This window comes from Leifsonia shinshuensis (assembly GCF_013410375.1).
Taxonomy (GTDB): domain Bacteria; phylum Actinomycetota; class Actinomycetes; order Actinomycetales; family Microbacteriaceae; genus Leifsonia; species Leifsonia shinshuensis.
Map to the genome: position 1 here is coordinate 3486184 of NZ_JACCFL010000001.1, position 17769 is coordinate 3503952.

The window sequence follows — 17769 nt, forward strand, 5'->3', positions numbered from 1 at the left end:
AGCATCCCACAGGTGACCATGCGCCTCTACCTCGCCTCCACCTCCCCCGCCCGCCTCGCCCTGCTGCGCGCGGCCGGGGTCGAACCGATCGTGGTGCCGTCGCACGTGGACGAGCCGGCCGCCGTCGCCGCGGCGGAGGCCGAGCACGGCCCGCTCTCGCCGCAGGCGATGGTGCAGCTGCTCGCGCGGCACAAGGCGGAGGCGGTGCGCGGCACGCTGAACGGCGCGCCGGTCGACGGCCTGATCCTGGGCGGCGACTCCGCCTTCGCGATCGACGGCCGCATCCACGGCAAGCCGCACCTGCCCGAGGTGGCGCGCGAACGCTGGCGGGAGCAGCGCGGCCGCACCGGGATGCTCCACTCCGGGCACTGGCTGATCGACCACAGGGACGGCCGCGAGAACGGCGCGGTGGGCGCGGCCGCGGTGGCGTCCGTCACCTTCGCCGACGTCAGCGACGCGGAGATCGACGCCTACGTCGCCAGCGGCGAGCCGCTCGAGGTCGCGGGCTCGTTCACCATCGACAGCCTCGGCGGCCCGTTCATCACCCGGGTGGAGGGCGACCCGAGCACGGTCGTCGGCCTGTCGCTGTCGACGCTGCGCGAGCTGGTGCGGCGGCTCGGCGTGGAGTGGACGGAACTGTGGAACCGGGCATGATCCCCGCGCCCTGTCACTTGTCGACTCTCTGACATCGTGAAAATGCTTTTTTGTGGGGATCGTCCAAAAGCTGGTCCCGCTCCCGGAATAGGCTAAGTAACTGTGCCTCGTATCTCCAAGGTCCTCATCGCCAACCGCGGCGAGATCGCCGTCCGCGTCATCCGTGCCGCGAAAGACAGCGGGATCGCCTCCGTCGCCGTCTACGCCGACCAGGATCGTGACGCCCTCCACGTCCGGCTCGCCGACGAGGCGTACGCGCTCGAAGGCACGACCAGCGCGGAGACCTACCTGGTCATCGACAAGATCCTCTCGGTCGCCCGCCGCTCCGGCGCCGACGCCGTGCACCCCGGCTACGGCTTCCTCGCCGAGAACGCCGACTTCGCCCGCGCCGTCATCGCGGCCGGCCTGACCTGGATCGGCCCGTCGCCGGAGGCCATCGAGCGCCTCGGCGACAAGGTGTCCGCCCGGCACGTCGCCGAGAAGGTCGGCGCGCCGCTGGCCCCCGGCACCCTCAACCCGGTCGCCGACGCGGCCGAGGTCCTCGACTTCGTCGATGAGTACGGCCTCCCGGTCGCCATCAAGGCGGCGTTCGGCGGCGGCGGCCGCGGCCTCAAGGTCGCCCGCACCCGCGACGAGGTCGCCGAGCTCTTCGACTCCGCGACGCGCGAGGCGATCGCCGCCTTCGGCCGCGGCGAGTGCTTCGTCGAGAAGTACCTCGACCAGCCGCGCCACGTCGAGACCCAGTGCCTCGCGGACGCCTACGGCAACGTCGTCGTGGTGTCCACGCGCGACTGCTCGCTGCAGCGCCGCCACCAGAAGCTGGTCGAGGAGGCGCCCGCGCCGTTCCTCACCCCGGAGCAGCTCGACAAGCTGTACACCGCGTCGAAGGCCATCCTCAAGGAGGTCGGCTACCAGGGCGCCGGCACCTGCGAGTTCCTGATCGGCAAGGACGGCACCGTGTCGTTCCTGGAGGTCAACACCCGCCTGCAGGTCGAGCACCCGGTCTCCGAGGAGGTCACCGGCATCGACCTCGTCCGCGAGCAATTCCGGCTCGCCGAGGGCGGCGAGCTCGACTACGCCGACCCGACGCCGCGCGGGCACTCCTTCGAGTTCCGGATCAACGGCGAGGACGCCGGCCGCAACTTCATCCCCTCCCCCGGTCCGGTGCACGTCTTCAAGGCGCCGGGCGGCCCCGGTGTCCGCGTGGAAAGCGGCATCCAGGCGGGCGACGTCATCTCCGGCGCGTTCGACTCGATGCTGGCGAAGCTCATCGTCACCGGCGCCAGCCGCGACGAGGCGCTGGAGCGCGCCCGCCGCGCCCTCGACGAGTTCGAGGTCGCCGGCCTGCCGACGGTGCTCCCCTTCCACCGCGCGATCGTGCGCGACCCCGCCTTCGCCCCGCAGGACGGCGAGCCGTTCTCGATCTACACCCGCTGGATCGAGACCGAGTGGGCCGGCGGCATCGAGCCGTGGTCCGGCGAGCTGGGCGAGGCCGGCGCGGCCGAGCGCCGCAGCAACGTCGTGGTCGAGGTCGAGGGCAAGCGCATCGAGGTCTCCCTCCCCGCCCGCCTGCTCGCGGGCGGCGGACCGGCCGAGGCCGCGGCTCCGGCACCGCGCCGGCGCTCCGGCGCTCACGCCGTCGACACCGCGACCGGCGACTCGGTGACCGCGCCCATGCAGGCCACCGTCGTGAAGGTCGCGGTCGCCGACGGGGACGAGGTCGTCAAGGGCGACCTGGTGCTGGTCCTGGAGGCCATGAAGATGGAGCAGCCCCTCACCGCCCACAAGGACGGCACCGTCGCCGGCATCAACGCCACCGTCGGCGAGACCGTCTCCTCCGGCCACCTCCTCCTCAACATCGTCTAACCCCTCCACCCCACCACCCCACCCCACCCCACCCCACCCCACCCCCCGTTCTTCCGCAGCTAGCGGAGGAGATCCCCCCTCCCCAGGCCCCGATCTCCTCCGTTAGCTGCGTTTCGGGGTCCTTCACGCGCGGAACTCCTCCGTTGCCAACACGCCCTCGATCGTCGCCACGACGGCATCGGCGTCCGCCAGGACATCCCGCGCCGGGAAGCGCAGCCGTCGCGCGCCGAGGAGGGCCAGCGCGGTGTCCCTGGTGCGGTCCCGTTCGAACGCCTCCTTGCCCGAGTGGAACGCGTACCCGTCGATCTCCACGAACAGGAGGCCGTCGATCCGGGCATCCACACGCCCCACTCCGGGCACGGCCACCTGCTGCTCGACGACATGACCACGGGCGGTCAGGCGTTGGCGGAGGATCGACTCCACCCCGGAGTCGGATCCGGGTCGTGCGGCTGCGGCCACCGCTCTGGCTTGAGCCGTGCTCGCGGCGAAGACGCCTCGCAGCCCGATCATGCTGACCAGCCGCGCGGCAAGCGCGGTGTCGAGGACCGCGACAGCGGTCTCCTCGTCCGCGCACTCGACCACCGACCGGAGGCAGTCCGCCAGAGAGACCCGCCACAGCTCGGGATTCTCGTCGTGCGCGCCCCAGTGCCGCACCGCGTCGTCGGCGACCCGCCCGGCATGCGGGTGGACACTCAGATGCAGCCGGCCGTCCTGGCCTCCCCACAGCCCATAGCTCCGCGCGGCCGACACGCACGACAACCTCCCGCCTGCCGAAAGCGCCGCCAGCGCCTCGCGCGACAGCTCCGGCAACGCATAGATCCCCCGCCTCGGTCGCAGAAGCCTTCCTTCGTCCACCGCGTTCGTCAGCGCGCGATCGGTGACGCTCCGCAACTCCCGCCGCGTCGCCGCCCCGCCCCGTTCACGAAGCACCCTGTGCCAACTCATCCCCCCACACTGCGGAACCATCCGCTCGCGGGTCCGGCTCTCGCCTGATCTGTGGAGAACTCGCGCCGGCAGCGGTGTTGGGAGGGGAGGAGATTTGCACCGACCCGCCCGGGAATCGCAGTCAACGGAGGAGATCGGGGCTACCGGAGGGTGGATCTCCTCCGGTGGCGACGACGCGGTGGGCTAGCCGGTGGCCTCGGTGGGGTCGCCCTTGAGGTCGATGCTGATCTCGTCGGCGTCGAGGTTGCTGAGGGCGCCGGCCAGCACGTCGGCGCTGAAGGTGCCGTCGTCGCGGGCGTCGAGCAGCGCGTCGCGCTGCGCGCGGATGCGCTTCAGCCGCGCGGTCTTGTGCTGGGTGAACGCCTCCGGCGTCCGCTCGGTCGTCGACGGCATCGGCACGGCCTGACCGGCCTCGTGCAACAGCTCCAGCAGCCGTCGCCGCTCCTCCTTCTCGGCCTCCGGATCGGCGGGGGTCGGCTTCACCAGCCGCAGCGCCAGCCCGAGCGTGCCGCCCTGCAGGAGCAGCGACCCGGCCGCGACCAGGAAGGCGATCAGCACGAGCACCGAGCGGCCCGGCGTGTTCGACGGGAGGCTCTGCGCCGCGGCGACGGTGACCGCCCCGCGCATCCCCGCCCACACCACGATGGAGCCCTCCCGCCAGCCGAGCGGGGCCGCGGTGAAGTAGTCGATGTCGGCGAGGACCCGGCGCAGCCTGGTGCCGAACCTGGCCAGGTTCTCGACCGTCCAGGCCCGCTGCCTGGCGCGCTGGCGCCGCACCAGCCGGGCGCGCCATCCCGACGCCGTGCCGAGCCGGTCGCGGGTGACGGCGGCCGCCTCCGGCACGCCCGCCACCTTCGCGACCTCGGCGTGGGCGACGTCCGGGTCGGCGGCGAGCACGTCCGCGTGCGCGTCCGGATCCTCCGCCAGGTCGACCCCGGCCGGCAGGGCTGCAGCGGCGTCGGGCGGGGGCGGACCCTGCTCCAGCAGCCGCCGGGCGGCCTCCGGGTCCTCCAGCCGCTCCTGCAGCTTGGTGAGCGCCGGCCGCATCCGCTCGCGGCGGCGGCCTCTGCGCGCCAGCAGGGCGAGCAGCGGGGCGACGAACGCGGCCCGCACGACCAGGGTCAGCAGCAGCGCGACGGCCGCGATCCCCACAGCGGGCAGAACGCCGGAGTGGTCGGTCTGCACCTTCTGCACGATGCCGAACAGCTCCAGCCCCATCGTGAGGAAGATCATCCCCTCCAGGACGAGCTCCACGGTGCGCCAGTTCTGCGTGTCCGACAGCCGGTGCTCCGGCGACAGCACGCGCGGCGCCCTGCTGCCGGTGATGAGGCCGGCGACGACGGCGGCGACCAGCCCGGACGCGCCCAGCGCCTCGGCCGGGATGGACGCCAGGAACGGCACCGTGAACGAGATCACCGTGTTCACCGTCGCGTCCTTGACCCGGGCCCGCACGATGAGGTTTAGCCGCCCGACGATCCAGCCGAACACCACGGCCACGACAACGGAGTACAGGAACGTCAGCGTCACCGCGCCGAATGTGAACGAGGCCACCGCCGCGGCCGCGACCGCCGCCCGCAGCAGCACCAGCGCTGTGGCGTCGTTGAGCAGGCTCTCGCCCTCCAGGATGGCCACCACGCGCGGCGACACCCCGGCGCGCTTCACGATCCCGGTCGCCACCGCGTCCGTCGGGCTGACGATCGCCCCGAGCGCGACGCCCCAGGCCAGTCCGAGTCCCGGGATGATCCAGGCGAAGAAGATCCCGAGGAGCACGGAGCTCACGATCACGAGCACGACCGAGAGGCCGCCGATCGCGCCGAACTCACGCCGGAAGTTCATCGCCGGCATCGAGACCGACGCCGAGTAGAGCAGCGGAGGCAGCACGCCCGCGATGATCCACTCCGGCTGGACCTCCAGCACCGGCACGAACGGCAGGAACGACACCAGGATGCCGAACACCACGAGGATGAGCGGCGACGCCACCCCCGAGCGCTGCCCGTAGACGGTGGCGGCCGCGATGGTCAGCACGGCCAGGACGCCGACGACCAGGACCTCCTCCATGCCGCGGCCTCCCGCCTAGAGCACGATGTGCATCGCCCGGGCGGCGTCCGAGATCGATCCGGAGAGCGACGGGTACACCGTGAACGCCCGCGCGACCTGGTCGACCGTGAGCCGGTGCTCGACGGCGAGGGCGAGCGGGAAGATCAGCTCGGAGGCCCGCGGCGCGACGATGACGCCGCCGATCACGGTGCCGGATCCGGTGCGGGCGAACAGCTTCACGAACCCGTCGCGGATGCCGAGCATCTTGGCGCGCGGGTTGGACTTGAGCGCCAGCTTGTAGATGTCGCCCTGGGCGATGCCCTCCTCGATCTGCTTCTGGTTCCAGCCGACCGTCGCGATCTCGGGCTGCGTGAAGATGTTGGAGGTGACGTTCCGCAGCTCGATCGGGTTGACCGCGTCGCCCATCGCGTGGAACACCGCGGTGCGGCCCTGCATGGAGGCGACGGACGCCAGCGGCAGCAGGTCGGAGCAGTCGCCCGCCGCGTAGATGTTCGGGATGGAGGTGCGCGCGACCCGGTTGACCCGGATGTGGCCGGACGGCGTGAGCTGCACGCCAGCCTCCTCCAGCCCGATGCCCGCCGTGTTGGGGATGGAGCCGACCGCCATCAGACAGTGGCTGCCCTCCACCGTCCGGCCGTCGGTCAGCGTCGCGACCACGCCGCTCTCGGTGCGGACCACGGACTCGGCGCGCGACTTGGAGAGCACCTGCATGCCGTTGCGCTTGAAGACGTTCTCGATGACGCGGGCGGCGTCGGCGTCCTCGCCCGGGAGGACCTGGTCGCGCGACGAGATCAGCGTGACCTTCGAGCCGAGGGCGGTGTACGCCGAGGCGAACTCCGCGCCGGTGACGCCCGACCCGACCACGATGAGGTGCTCCGGGACGGTGGCGAGGTCGTAGAGCTGCGTCCAGGTGAGGATGCGCTCCCCGTCCGGCACGGCGGAGGACAGGATGCGCGGGCTCGCGCCGACCGCGATGACGATGGTGTCGGCCTCCACCCGGTCGAAGTCGGTGCCGGCGGCGCCCGTCCCGGTGGAGACGATGATCGCGTCGTCGCCGTCGAGCCGGCCCTCGCCGGTGACGATGCGGACGCCGGCGCGCACGAGCTCTGCGCGCATGTCCTCCGACTGCTGCCGGGCCAGCCCCATCAGGCGCTTGTTGACGGCGGCGAGGTTGACGGCGATCTCCGGGCGCACCGGCTTGCCGCTCGCGCCGCGGGTGAAGAACTGCACGCCCAGGTCGGTCGCCTCGGCGATGGAGTTGGTGGCCTCGGCGGTCGCGATCAGGCTCTTCGACGGGACCACGTCGGTGATGACGGCCGAGCCGCCGACGCCCGAGCGCTCCACGAGCGTGACGTCAGCGCCGAGCTGCGCGCCGGCCAGTGCCGCCTCGTAACCGCCCGGTCCGCCGCCGAGGACGGCGATGCGCTGCTTCCGCTCGAATTCATAGGCCATGCCACTCATTCTTCCGTATCCCGGTGCACCGATGCGCATCCACGCGAGCGCTGTACCGCCGAGGCCCGCTCAGTAGAGTTGCCTCATGCTCGAAACCACGCAGAACCCGCTCGACGACCCCGCGACCGACCCGTTCGAGGTCGCCAGGGAGGCGGCCAGGCAGCTCGCCGAGAAGACCGGCGTCGAGAAGCACGACATCGCGCTGACGCTCGGCAGCGGCTGGGGCAAGGCCGCCGATCTGATCGGGGAGACCGTCGCCGTCCTCCCCGCCCACGAGATCGTCGGCTTCAGCAAGCCCGCCCTGGAGGGCCACGCCGGCACCCTGCGCTCGCTCCGGCTGGCGAACGGCAAGCACGCGCTGGTCATCGGCGCGCGCACGCACTACTACGAGGGCCACGGCGTGCGCCGGGTCGTTCACAGCGTCCGCACCGCCGCGGCCGCCGGAGCGACGACGATGGTCCTCACCAACGGCGCCGGCGGCATCAAGGAGCACTGGAAGCCGGGCACCCCGGTCCTCATCAGCGACCACATCAACCTGACCGCGGACTCCCCGCTGGAGGGCGCGACCTTCATCGACCTCACCGACCTCTACTCGAAGCGCTTGCGCGACCTCGCGCGGACCATCGACCCGAGCCTCGACGAAGGCGTCTACACACAGTTCCGCGGCCCGCACTACGAGACCCCCGCCGAGGTGCAGATGGCCAAGGCGATCGGCGGCCACATCGTCGGCATGTCCACGGCCCTGGAGGCCATCGCCGCCCGCCAGGCCGGCATGGAGATCCTCGGCATGTCACTCGTCACCAACCTGGCGGCCGGCATCCAGAAGACCCCTCTCAGCCACCAGGAGGTGATCGACGCCGGCCGGGAGGCCGAGCCGGTCATCAGCGCCCTCCTGGCCCAGATCGTGGAGGCCCTGTGACCCCAGCAGACGCACACGCCGTCGACACCCCACAGCTCCTCGAGCAGGCGCGCGCCTGGCTCGCGCAGGACCCCGACCCGGAGACCCGCGCCGAGCTGCAGTCGCTCATCGTGGCCGCCGAGGCCGGCTCCGCGGTGGCCGTCGAGGACCTCCACGCGCGCTTCGACACCCGCCTGGAGTTCGGCACCGCCGGCCTCCGCGGCGCGATCGCGGCGGGCCCGAACCGGATGAACCGGGTCCTGGTCGCCCAGGCGGCCGCCGGGTTCGCCCGCTGGCTGCTGGAGCACGCCGCGGGCACGCAGCCGTCGGTGGTCATCGGCTACGACGGCCGCAAGAACTCCGACGTCTTCGCCCGCGACACCGCGGAGCTGATGGCCGGCGCCGGCGTGCGCGCCGTCCTGCTCCCCCGCCTGCTGCCCACCCCGGTGCTCGCCTTCGCCGTCCGGCATCTGGACGTCAGCGCCGGCGTCATGGTCACGGCGAGCCACAACCCGCCGAACGACAACGGGTACAAGGTCTACCTCGGCGGCGAGAACCACGGCTCGCAGATCGTCTCGCCGACGGACGCGCAGATCGAGGCGCACATCCTGGAGGTCGCGAAGGGCGACATCGGCGACCTGCCGCGCTCGGAGCAGTTCGAGATCGCGTCGGGCGACGTGGAGGCCGCGTACATCGAGGCCACCGCGGCCGTCGCATCCACCGCCGCCCCGCGCGACGCCGTCTCGTTCGCGTACACCGCGATGCACGGCGTCGGCTGGCGCACGGCGGAGGCCGTGTTCGAGCGCGCCGGCTTCTCGAAGCCGGTCGTCGTGGCGGAGCAGCGCGATCCCGATCCGGCGTTCCCCACCGTGGCCTTCCCGAACCCGGAGGAGCCGGGCGCGATGGACCTGTCGTTCGCGACCGGCCGCGCGGGCGGCGTCGATCTCATCATCGCCAACGATCCGGACGCCGACCGGCTGGCCGTCGCCATCCCGGACGGCTCCACCGACGGCTTCCGCCGCCTGAGCGGCAACGAGGTCGGCGCGCTGCTCGGCTGGCGCGCCGCGGAGCTGGCCGAGCGGACCTCGACCGCCGGGGCTGCGTTCGGGACGCTCGCGTGTTCGATCGTGTCCTCGCCCGCCCTTGCGGCCGTCGCCGCCGCCTACCGCCTCGACTTCGCGGACACCCTCACCGGGTTCAAGTGGGTCTCCCGCGCCCCCGGCCTGATCTTCGGGTTCGAGGAGGCGCTCGGCTACCTGGTGAACCCCGCCACGGTCCGCGACAAGGACGGCATCTCCGCCGCCACGGCGTTCCTCGACCTCGCGAACGAGCTCGCCGCCTCCGGCCGGACGATCGCGGACCACCTGGACGCCTTCGCCGAGCGCTTCGGCTACTTCGCCAGCGACCAGATCTCGCTCCGCGTCACCGACCTGTCCCGCATCGGCGAGATCATGGCGGCGCTGCGCGCGACCCCGCCGAGCCGCCTGGGCGACGTCGCCGTCGACCACATCGACGACCTCCGCGACGGCTTCGGCGCGCTGCCGCCGAGCGACGTGCTGCGCATCGTCCTCGCGGACGGCTCGCGCGTCATGGTGCGGCCGAGCGGCACCGAGCCGAAGCTGAAGATCTACATCGACGCGTCCAGCGACCAGGGCGACATCGCCGAGCGTCGCGCCACCGCCACGGCCCGCGTGGCCGCCCTGGCGGACGCGATGCGCGCCCTCACGGCGTAATCGCCCCGACATTCGTCACGAATGTCGCCTTTCGCCGCGCGAGAGTCGACATTCGTGACGAATGTCCGCGTCGTCGTGCGCGCACCTTCGTGACGAATGTTGCCTTCGGCGACGCGAGAGCCGACATTCGTGACGAATGTCGGGGAGCTCAGCCGAGCGCCTCGTCGAGCTTCTGCTCCAGCTCGTCGAGGTCGAAGTAGTTCTGCACCACGATCACGTCCGCGTTGGTCGGCCCGATCCGGTCGACCAGCTCGGGCGACGTGAGGATGATCTGGGCGTCGCTCGACGCCGTGGCGACGCTGGCGGCGTCGGCGGCGGTCACGTCCGCGTCGATGCCGAGGCGGTCGAGGACGCGCTCGGCGTTCACCTTGAGGATGCCGGAGGTGCCGATGCCGGCGCCGCAGATCGCGACGATCTTCACAGGACCGTGCCTGTCATCGCGCGGCTTCCTCGCTGAGCGTGAGGATGCGCTGCACCTCCGCGACGTCGGTCGCGGCCGCCAGGGCCGGGATCGCGTCGGGATCGTTGAAGACGTTGGCCAGCTCGGCGACGCTCGTGACATGGCCCTCCGGCGACGTGACGGCGAGACCGATCACGACCGACACCGGGTCGTTGTGCGGGTGGCCGAACACCACGGGGGCGTCCAGCGTGACCACCGAGAGCCCGTCGCGGTTCACGTCCGGCCCCGGCCGGGCGTGCGCCAGCGCGAGGCCGGGCGCGATCACGATGTACGCGCCGAACTCCTCGATCACCTGGATCATCCGGGCGCCGTAGGTCTCCTCCGTCGCCCCGGAGCGGGCCAGCGCCTCCCCGGCGAGCTCGACCGCCTCGCGCCAGTCGGAGGCGTGGGCTCCGACGGTCACGGCGGAGTCGGGCAACGGTGGCAGCGGCATGGGTCCAGCGTACGCGTTAGCGGGTCACGAACCCTCGAAACCTGCTGTGATGATCTCGGCCAGTTCCTCACGCTGCTCGATGGGGAGGAAGGCCCCGGCGGCGGCGTTCAGCTGGAAGATCTCCAGGTCGGTCAGGTCGTACGAGAACGCGTCGGCCAGGATGCTCAGCTCGCGCGTCAGCGTCGTGCCGCTCATCAGGCGGTTGTCGGTGTTGACCGTCACCCGGAAGCCGAGCTGGTACAGCAGGTCGAACGGGTGGTCGAGGATGTCGTTCCCCCAGGCGGCGATCGCACCGGTCTGCAGGTTGGAGGTCGGGCTGGTCTCCAGCGCGATCTCGCGGTCCTTCACCCACTGCGACAGGGTGCCGAGCGTCACGTAGGTGTTCTCGTCGTCCTGGCGCTCGATCGTGATGTCCTCCGCTAGGCGCACGCCGTGGCCGAGGCGCAGCGCGCGCCCGTCGAGCAGGGCGCCGCGGATGCTCTCCAGGCCGTCGGCCTCCCCCGCGTGCACCGTCGCCGGGAAGAACTGGGCGGCCAGGTAGTCGAAGGCGGCCTTGTGGTTCGAGGGCGGGAAGCCGGCCTCGGGGCCGGCGATGTCGAAGCCGACGGCGCCGCGGTCGCGGTGGCGCACGGCCAGCTCGGCGATCTCCAGGCTGCGGTCGGTGTGGCGCATGGCGCTCACCAGCTGGCCCACGCGGATCCGGCCGCCGTCGGCGCGCACGTCCTCGATGCCCTGCTCCAGGCCCTCCTGGACGGCCTCGACCGTCTCGTCGAGGGTGAGGCCGCGGGTCAGGTGCTGCTCGGGCGCCCAGCGGATCTCGCCGTACACGACACCGTCGGCGCCCAGGTCCTGCACGAACTCGCGGGCCACGCGGGTCAGGCCCTCGCGGGTCTGCATCACCGCGGTGGTGATGTCGAAGGTCTTGAGGTACTCGACCAGGGAGCCCGAGTTGGACTTCTCGGCGAACCAGGCGCCGAGCGCCACCGGGTCGTCGGCCGGGAGCTCGAGGCCGATGCCGTCCGCGAGCTCCAGGACCGTCTCGGGGCGCAGGCCGCCGTCGAGGTGGTCGTGCAGGGAGACCTTGGGCAGCGCCCGGATGTCGGTCCCGTCGGCGAGCGTGTAGGTGCTGTTCTCGTTCAGGCTCATGGCTCTCAATCTATCGGTGCGCGCGTGGTCGATGGCAGCCGCCGAGTACGCGAATAGTCTGCCTACTCGGCGGTTTTCGGTGGATTATTCGCGTACTCGCCGGGTGCTCGCTGCGAGCGCTAGGCGATGCGCTCGGCGACGAGAGGGGTCCGCGTGAAGGGGGTGCCCACCGGCGCGACGCGGTAGGCGCCCTCGAGGGCCTCCAGGGCGCGCTCGAAGCGGGCGGGCTCGTCGGCCGACAGCGTGAACAGCGGCTGGCCGGCGCGCACCTCGTCGCCGGGCTTGGCGTGCAGGTCGATGCCGGCGGCGTGCTGCACCGGGTCCTGCTTGCGGGCGCGCCCGGCGCCGAGCCGCCAGGCCGCGATGCCGAACGGCAGCGCCTGCTGCTCGACCAGCACGCCGTCCGCCTCCGCGACGACGGTGTGGGTCTCGCGGGCGACGGGGAGGGCCGCGTCGGGATCCCCGCCCTGCGCGCGGATCGTCTCGCGCCACTTGTCCATCGCGCGGCCGTCCTTCAGCGCGGCCTCCACGTCGGCGTCGGGCTGCCCGGCCAGCGCCAGCATCTCCCGGGCCAGCGCCACGGTGAGCTCGACGATGTCGGCGGGTCCGCCGCCGGCGAGGACCTCGACCGACTCGCGCACCTCGTTGGCGTTGCCGATGGCGAGGCCGAGCGGCACGTTCATGTCGGTGAGGAGGGCGGAGGTCGCCACACCCGCGTCCCTGCCGAGCTCGACCATCGTGCGGGCGAGTTCGCGGGACTTGTCGATGTCCTTGAGGAAGGCGCCGGAGCCGAACTTGACGTCCAGCACCAGCGCGCTGGTGCCCTCGGCGATCTTCTTGGACATGATCGAGGACGCGATCAGCGGGATCGCCTCCACGGTCCCGGTGATGTCGCGGAGCGCGTACAGCTTGCCGTCCGCGGGCGCGAGGCCGGAGCCCGCTGCGCAGATCACGCCGCCCGGGCCGCGCAGCTGGGCGAACATCTCCTCGTTGCTGAGGTTCGCGCGCCAGCCCGGGATGCTCTCGAGCTTGTCGAGCGTCCCGCCGGTGTGGCCGAGACCGCGACCGGAGAGCTGCGGCACGGCGACGCCGAACGACGCGACCAGCGGCATCAGCGGGAGGGTGATCTTGTCGCCGACGCCGCCGGTGGAGTGCTTGTCGGCGGTCGGCTTGCCGAGGCCGGAGAAGTCCATGCGCTCGCCCGACGCGATCATGGCGAGGGTGAGGTCCTTGATCTCGCGGCGGGTCATCCCGTTGAGGAAGATCGCCATCGTCATGGCCGCCATCTGCTCGTCGCCGACGTAGCCGCGCGTGTACGCGTCGACCAGCCAGTCGATCTCCGGCGTGGTCAGCTCGCCACGGTCGCGCTTGGTCCTGATCAGGTCGACGGCGTCGAACGCCTCGACTCCTGCTGCGGTGCTCACGATGGATAACCCTCTTCGTTCGTCGTGCTGTGCCGGTGGGCGGTGTGTCAGTGGGCGGCGTGTCGGTGGGCGGGTCTCAGTCGGCTGCTGTGCCGTCGTCGACCCCGCTGTGCTCCTCGGCGTACGCCACGAGCTGGCGCGGGCCGAACGCGTCGGGCAGCACCTCGTCGATCGTGCGGATGCCGGAGACCGTCTCCAGCAGCATCCCCTCCGCCGAGTGCTCGTAGAGCAACTGGCGGCAGCGGCCGCACGGCATGAGCGTGTCGCCGTCGCCGTTCACGCAGGTGAACGCGACGAGGCGCCCTCCCCCGGTCATCGCCAGCGACGACACCAGGCCGCACTCGGCGCACAGCGTGACGCCGTAGCTGGCGTTCTCGACGTTGCAGCCGCTGACGATGCGGCCGTCGTCGACCAGCGCAGCCGCGCCGACCGGGAACCGCGAGTACGGCACGTACGCGTGCGTCATCGCCTCGTTCGCGGCGGCGCGCAGCGCCGGCCAGTCGATCCGCTCGGTCATGACTTGATGTACGGCTTGCCCGACGCCGCCGGCCCGCGCGACTGACCGACCAGCCCGGCCACCGCGAAGATGGTGACGAGGTAGGGCAGCATCCGCAGGAACTCGCTCGGGATCGGCGCGTGCAGCAGGCCGAGCAGGCTCTGCAGCGCGCCGGCGAAGCCGAACAGCAGCGCGGCGAGGGTGGCCCGGATCGGGTCCCAGCGTCCGAAGATCACGGCCGCGAGGGCGATATAGCCGAGGCCGCTGGTCATGTCCTTGACGAAGCCGCCGACGCCGCCGATCGTGAAGTACGCGCCGCCGAAGCCGGCGATCGCACCCGCGATCAGCACGGTCCAGAACCGGGTCGGGTTGACCTTGACGCCCACCGTGTCCGCCGCCTTCGGGTGCTCGCCCACCGCGCGGACCCGGAGGCCCCAGCGGGTGTGGAACAGGAAGAAGTAGACGCCGGCGACCGCCACGTACATCACGTAGACGATCAGGGTCTGGTTGAACAGCACCGGGCCGACGACCGGGATCTGGCTGAGCAGCGGGATCGGCAGGTTCGGCAGGGTCGGCGGCAGGTTGAACGCCGCCGTGTTGTTCGCCATCACGGCCGTGTAGAAGAAGCCGGTGACGCCCGACACGAGCACGTTCAGCACGATGCCGACGATCACCTGGTCGACCAGGTACTTGATCGAGAACGCGGCCAGGATGAACGACACGATCATCCCGGCGACCGCGGCGCCGATGAGCCCGACGACGACCGAGTGGGTGATCGTCGCGAGCATCGCCGACGTGAACGCGCCGCCGAGCAGCTGACCCTCGATCGCCACGTTGACGACGCCGACGCGCTCGGAGAGCACGCCGCCCATCGCGCCGTAGATGATCGGGACGCTGAGGCCGAGCGCGGCCGCGAGGAGGCCCGCGACGGGCACGGTGCCGTCGCCGACCGACCACGTGATGAACCCGACCAGGAGAGCGACCGCGAAGATCGCGCCCAGCCAGAGCGGGACGCTCCGGCCGCGGGCGACCAGCACGAACGCGACCGCGGTGATGATCAGGGCGATGATCGTCACGACGATGCCGGTCGCGATCGAGGGGATCTGGACGTTCGGGATGGTGAAGAAGTCGCTCTTCGTGCTGAACGTGTAGGTGGTCGTGCCCGGACGCGGGAAGACCAGGAACAGCAGGATGCTGATCGCGCTGAACACCGCGAAGACGATCGGCAGGCGCCAGTGGCGGACGACCACGCGCGTGCTCTCGCCGTCGGCGAGCGCCGGGGCCGGGTGCTGGGTGATGACGGTCATCGTGCGACCGCTCCCTTCGTGCGGGTCGCCGAGCGGCGACGGCGCGGGGCGCTGCCCGGGGCGGGCAGCCGGAAGATGGCGCGCACCAGCGGCGGTGCGGCGATGAAGAGCACGGTCACCGACTGGATGATCGCGATGACCTCGACCGGGACGTTGTCCGCGGCCTGCATGGCGAAGCCGCCGGCCTGGAACGCGCCGATCAGGATGCCGGCGACCAGCACGCCGAACGGGCGGGACCGGCCGAGCAGGGCAACCGTGATCGCGGAGAACCCGATGCCGGCGTCGATGTCGCTGCCGAAGCCGGTCGTGATCTGGCCGAGCACCTGGGTCGCGCCGGCGAGGCCGACCAGGGCGCCGGAGATCACCATCGCCCAGACGTAGATCGAGCGGACCGACATGCCGGCGACACGCGCGGCGTTCGGGTTCTCGCCGACCGCACGGAAGCGGAAGCCGAGGCTCGAGCGCTCCAGCAGCCACCACACCGCGACGGTCGCCAGCACCACGAGGATGATGCCGATGTCCAACGAGTAGTTGCTCCCGAACAGTTTCGGGAATACCGCGGTCGGCAATGTCGGTGGGGTGCGCGGGTCGTTCGCGCCGGGCGCGCGCAGGAACGAGGTGGTCAGCAGATAGCTGAGCAGGTTGAGCGCGATGTAGTTGAGCATGATCGTCACGATCACCTCGTGCGCGCCCGTGTACGCCTTCAGGACACCGGCGATCGCCGCCCAGATCGCGCCGCCGATCAGGCCGGCGAGCACCGCGATCAGCAGGTGGATTCCCGGGGGCATCGGCAGCTTGAAGCCGACCAGGCCGGCGAACAGCGCGGCGATGAGCATCTGCCCCTGGCCACCGATGTTGAACAGGCCCACCCGGAAGCTGAGCGCGACGCCGAGGCCGGCCGCGATCAGCGGCGTGGCGAAGGTGAGCGTCGTCGACAGCGACTGGATGCCGGTCGCGAAGTCGGGCGCGTGGGTGTTGTAGATCGCGCCCTGGAACAGCGCGGCATAGGCGCCGCCCACCGCGTTGCCGATGGCGGCGAAGGTGTCGCCGGGACGCGCGAAGAAGTAGCCGAGCGCCTGCTGCACCTGCTGGTTGGTCAGGGCGATGAAGACGCCGCCGACGACGAGCGCGACGATGACCGCGCAGATGGAGAGCACGACGCTCCCCGACGCGATCTCGCGCAGGATCCGGTGGGTCTTGGATATCTCCGGCGCGGGCGGCTCGGCGGCGCGCTGCTCCTCGGGGATCTGGTCGAGTGCCGGGACGTCGACGGGGGTCTCTCCGACGGCGGCCTCGACATCGGCAGTGGGCATCTGTTCGCTCATGCGGAGGCTCCTTGGGCATCGACGAGGTATTCGGCCGGCGGGGCCTCGCCCGTCATCATCAGGCCGAGGATCTCGCGGGGCGTCGACGCCGGGACGATCCCGACGATGCCGCCGCGGTACATGACGGCGATCCGGTCGCCGAGCGAGACGATCTCGTCCAGCTCGGTGGAGACGACGATGACCGGCACGCCCGAGTCGCGGGCGGCGATGATCTGCTCGTGGACGAACTCGATCGAGCCGACGTCCAGGCCGCGGGTGGGCTGGGCGGCGACGAACAGCCGCAGGTCGCGGCTCAGCTCGCGCGCGAGCACGACCTTCTGCTGGTTGCCGCCGGAGAGCCGGCCCACGTGGGTGGTGATCCCCTGGGCGCGGACGTCGAACTCCTTCGTCTTCTCCTCCGCGAACGTGTCGCGGAACTTGAGCTGGAGGTTCGAGCCCTTGACGAACGGGCCGCGGCCCGAGCGGTCCAGCATCAGGTTCTCGGCGATCGAGAACTCGGCGACGAGCCCGTCGACGTTGCGGTCCTCCGGGACGAACCCGACGCCGGCGTCGAGCACCTTGCGCACGGACAGGCCGAGGATCTCCTTGCCGTCCAGCTCGACGGAGCCGGAGACGCGCTTCTGCAGGCCGAGGAGGGCCTCGGTCAGCTCGGTCTGGCCGTTGCCCTGCACACCGGCGATGGCGAGCACCTCGCCGCCGCGCACCTCGAAGTCGAGATGGTCGACGAGGACGACGCCGTTCGGGTCGGAGACCGTGAGGTCGCGGACCCGGAGGCTGTTGTCGGTGAGCGTCGGGGCTTCCTTGTGGACGCTCAGCTCGACGCTGCGGCCGACCATGAGCGAGGCGAGCTCGGCGTTGGAGGCCGTGGGCTCCGCCTCGCCGACCACCTTGCCGAGCCGCATGACGGTGATGCGGGTCGCGACCTCGCGGACCTCGCGCAGCTTGTGGGTGATGAAGACGATGCCGGTGCCGCTCTCGGCGAGCTGGCGCATGATCGTCATCAGCTCGTCGGTCTCCTGCGGCGTCAGCACCGCGGTCGGCTCGTCGAAGACGAGGACCTTGGCGTCGCGGGAGAGCGCCTTGATGATCTCCACGCGCTGCTGGACGCCGACCGGGAGGTCCTCGACCAGCGCGTCCGGGTCGAGGTCGAACCCGAAGCGGGCCGAGATCTCGCGCACCTTCGCGCGGGCTGCGGCCAGGTCGAGCCGGCCGCCGAACTTCGTCTGCTCGTGGCCGAGCATGACGTTCTCCGCGACGGTGAAGACGGGGATGAGCATGAAGTGCTGGTGGACCATCCCGATGCCCGCCTTCATCGCGTCACCGGGTCCGGCGAAGTCCTGGACGACATCGTCCAGGAGGATCTCGCCCTCATCGGCCTGGTAGAGGCCGTACAGGACGTTCATGAGGGTCGACTTGCCTGCGCCGTTCTCGCCGAGCAGACAGTGGATCTCGCCGGGTTCGACCGTGAGGTCGATGTGATCGTTGGCGACCAGCGCGCCGAAGCGTTTGGTGATACCGCGGAGTTCGAGTTTCATGTGGGGGCCTTGTGGGTGTCGGGCGATGCGTCGCCCG

Annotated in this window: 15 protein-coding genes; 4 read left to right on the forward strand and 11 right to left on the reverse strand. The window is 71.4% G+C overall.

The window, feature by feature from the left end; genetic code table 11:
• Nucleotides 1-18: 18 nt before the first annotated feature.
• Both HNR13_RS16895 and HNR13_RS16900 read left to right on the forward strand, forming a co-directional pair.
• Complete coding sequence (locus HNR13_RS16895) at nt 19-654, forward strand: Maf family protein (protein WP_179609589.1); 636 nt, start codon at nt 19-21, stop codon at nt 652-654.
• A 102-nt stretch (nt 655-756) separates the two neighbouring features.
• The gene (locus HNR13_RS16900; RefSeq protein ID WP_179607674.1) at nt 757-2520 is read left to right on the forward strand and encodes an ATP-binding protein; all 1764 of its coding nucleotides are present in this window, start codon (nt 757-759) and stop codon (nt 2518-2520) included.
• 123 nt (nt 2521-2643) lie between these two features.
• Here the strand turns inward: HNR13_RS16900 and HNR13_RS16905 are convergent, their stop codons facing one another.
• The 3 genes from HNR13_RS16905 to HNR13_RS16915 form a co-directional block, all read right to left on the reverse strand.
• Nucleotides 2644-3465 (reverse strand): type IV toxin-antitoxin system AbiEi family antitoxin domain-containing protein, encoded by an 822-nt coding sequence (locus tag HNR13_RS16905; protein WP_179607675.1) that lies wholly within the window; start codon nt 3463-3465, stop codon nt 2644-2646.
• 183 nt (nt 3466-3648) lie between these two features.
• Entirely contained in the window at nt 3649-5523 is a 1875-nt protein-coding gene (locus HNR13_RS16910; RefSeq protein ID WP_179607677.1) for a cation:proton antiporter domain-containing protein, read from the reverse strand.
• 15 nt (nt 5524-5538) lie between these two features.
• Nucleotides 5539-6975, reverse strand: a complete 1437-nt coding sequence (locus HNR13_RS16915) for an NAD(P)H-quinone dehydrogenase (protein WP_179607679.1) — start codon at nt 6973-6975, stop codon at nt 5539-5541.
• 85 nt (nt 6976-7060) lie between these two features.
• Between HNR13_RS16915 and HNR13_RS16920 the strand changes: the two genes are divergently transcribed.
• The gene (locus HNR13_RS16920) at nt 7061-7894 is read left to right on the forward strand and encodes a purine-nucleoside phosphorylase (protein ID WP_179607681.1); all 834 of its coding nucleotides are present in this window, start codon (nt 7061-7063) and stop codon (nt 7892-7894) included.
• The gene (locus HNR13_RS16925) at nt 7891-9606 is read left to right on the forward strand and encodes a phosphohexomutase domain-containing protein (RefSeq protein WP_179607682.1); all 1716 of its coding nucleotides are present in this window, start codon (nt 7891-7893) and stop codon (nt 9604-9606) included. The genes HNR13_RS16920 and HNR13_RS16925 overlap by 4 nt, the downstream gene beginning before the upstream one ends.
• 148 nt (nt 9607-9754) lie before the next feature.
• On the opposite strand, the gene HNR13_RS16930 is transcribed toward HNR13_RS16925, so the two are convergent.
• The 8 genes from HNR13_RS16930 to HNR13_RS16965 all read right to left on the reverse strand — a co-directional run bounded on the left by HNR13_RS16930 (nt 9755) and on the right by HNR13_RS16965 (nt 17732).
• Nucleotides 9755-10027, reverse strand: coding sequence for a PTS sugar transporter subunit IIB (locus HNR13_RS16930; protein ID WP_179607684.1), 273 nt, complete (start codon nt 10025-10027; stop codon nt 9755-9757).
• Between the two features lie 13 nt (nt 10028-10040).
• The gene (locus HNR13_RS16935) at nt 10041-10499 is read right to left on the reverse strand and encodes a PTS sugar transporter subunit IIA (protein ID WP_179607685.1); all 459 of its coding nucleotides are present in this window, start codon (nt 10497-10499) and stop codon (nt 10041-10043) included.
• 24 nt (nt 10500-10523) lie between these two features.
• On the reverse strand, nt 10524-11645 hold the full coding sequence (locus HNR13_RS16940; RefSeq protein WP_179607687.1) for an adenosine deaminase: 1122 nt from the start codon (nt 11643-11645) through the stop codon (nt 10524-10526).
• A gap of 119 nt (nt 11646-11764) precedes the next feature.
• Nucleotides 11765-13069: a thymidine phosphorylase gene (locus HNR13_RS16945; RefSeq protein ID WP_343063596.1), complete on the reverse strand. Its 1305-nt coding sequence runs from the start codon at nt 13067-13069 to the stop codon at nt 11765-11767.
• A gap of 76 nt (nt 13070-13145) precedes the next feature.
• A complete protein-coding gene (locus HNR13_RS16950) occupies nt 13146-13586 on the reverse strand; it encodes a cytidine deaminase (RefSeq protein WP_179607689.1) in 441 nt (146 codons plus the stop codon).
• On the reverse strand, nt 13583-14872 hold the full coding sequence (locus HNR13_RS16955; protein ID WP_179607690.1) for an ABC transporter permease: 1290 nt from the start codon (nt 14870-14872) through the stop codon (nt 13583-13585). The genes HNR13_RS16950 and HNR13_RS16955 overlap by 4 nt, the downstream gene beginning before the upstream one ends.
• Entirely contained in the window at nt 14869-16197 is a 1329-nt protein-coding gene (locus HNR13_RS16960) for an ABC transporter permease (protein WP_246312796.1), read from the reverse strand. The genes HNR13_RS16955 and HNR13_RS16960 overlap by 4 nt, the downstream gene beginning before the upstream one ends.
• Nucleotides 16194-17732 carry an ABC transporter ATP-binding protein gene (locus HNR13_RS16965; protein ID WP_179607692.1) on the reverse strand — a complete coding sequence of 513 codons (1539 nt, stop codon included), beginning with the start codon at nt 17730-17732 and terminating at the stop codon, nt 16194-16196. The genes HNR13_RS16960 and HNR13_RS16965 overlap by 4 nt, the downstream gene beginning before the upstream one ends.
• Nucleotides 17733-17769: the final 37 nt, after the last annotated feature.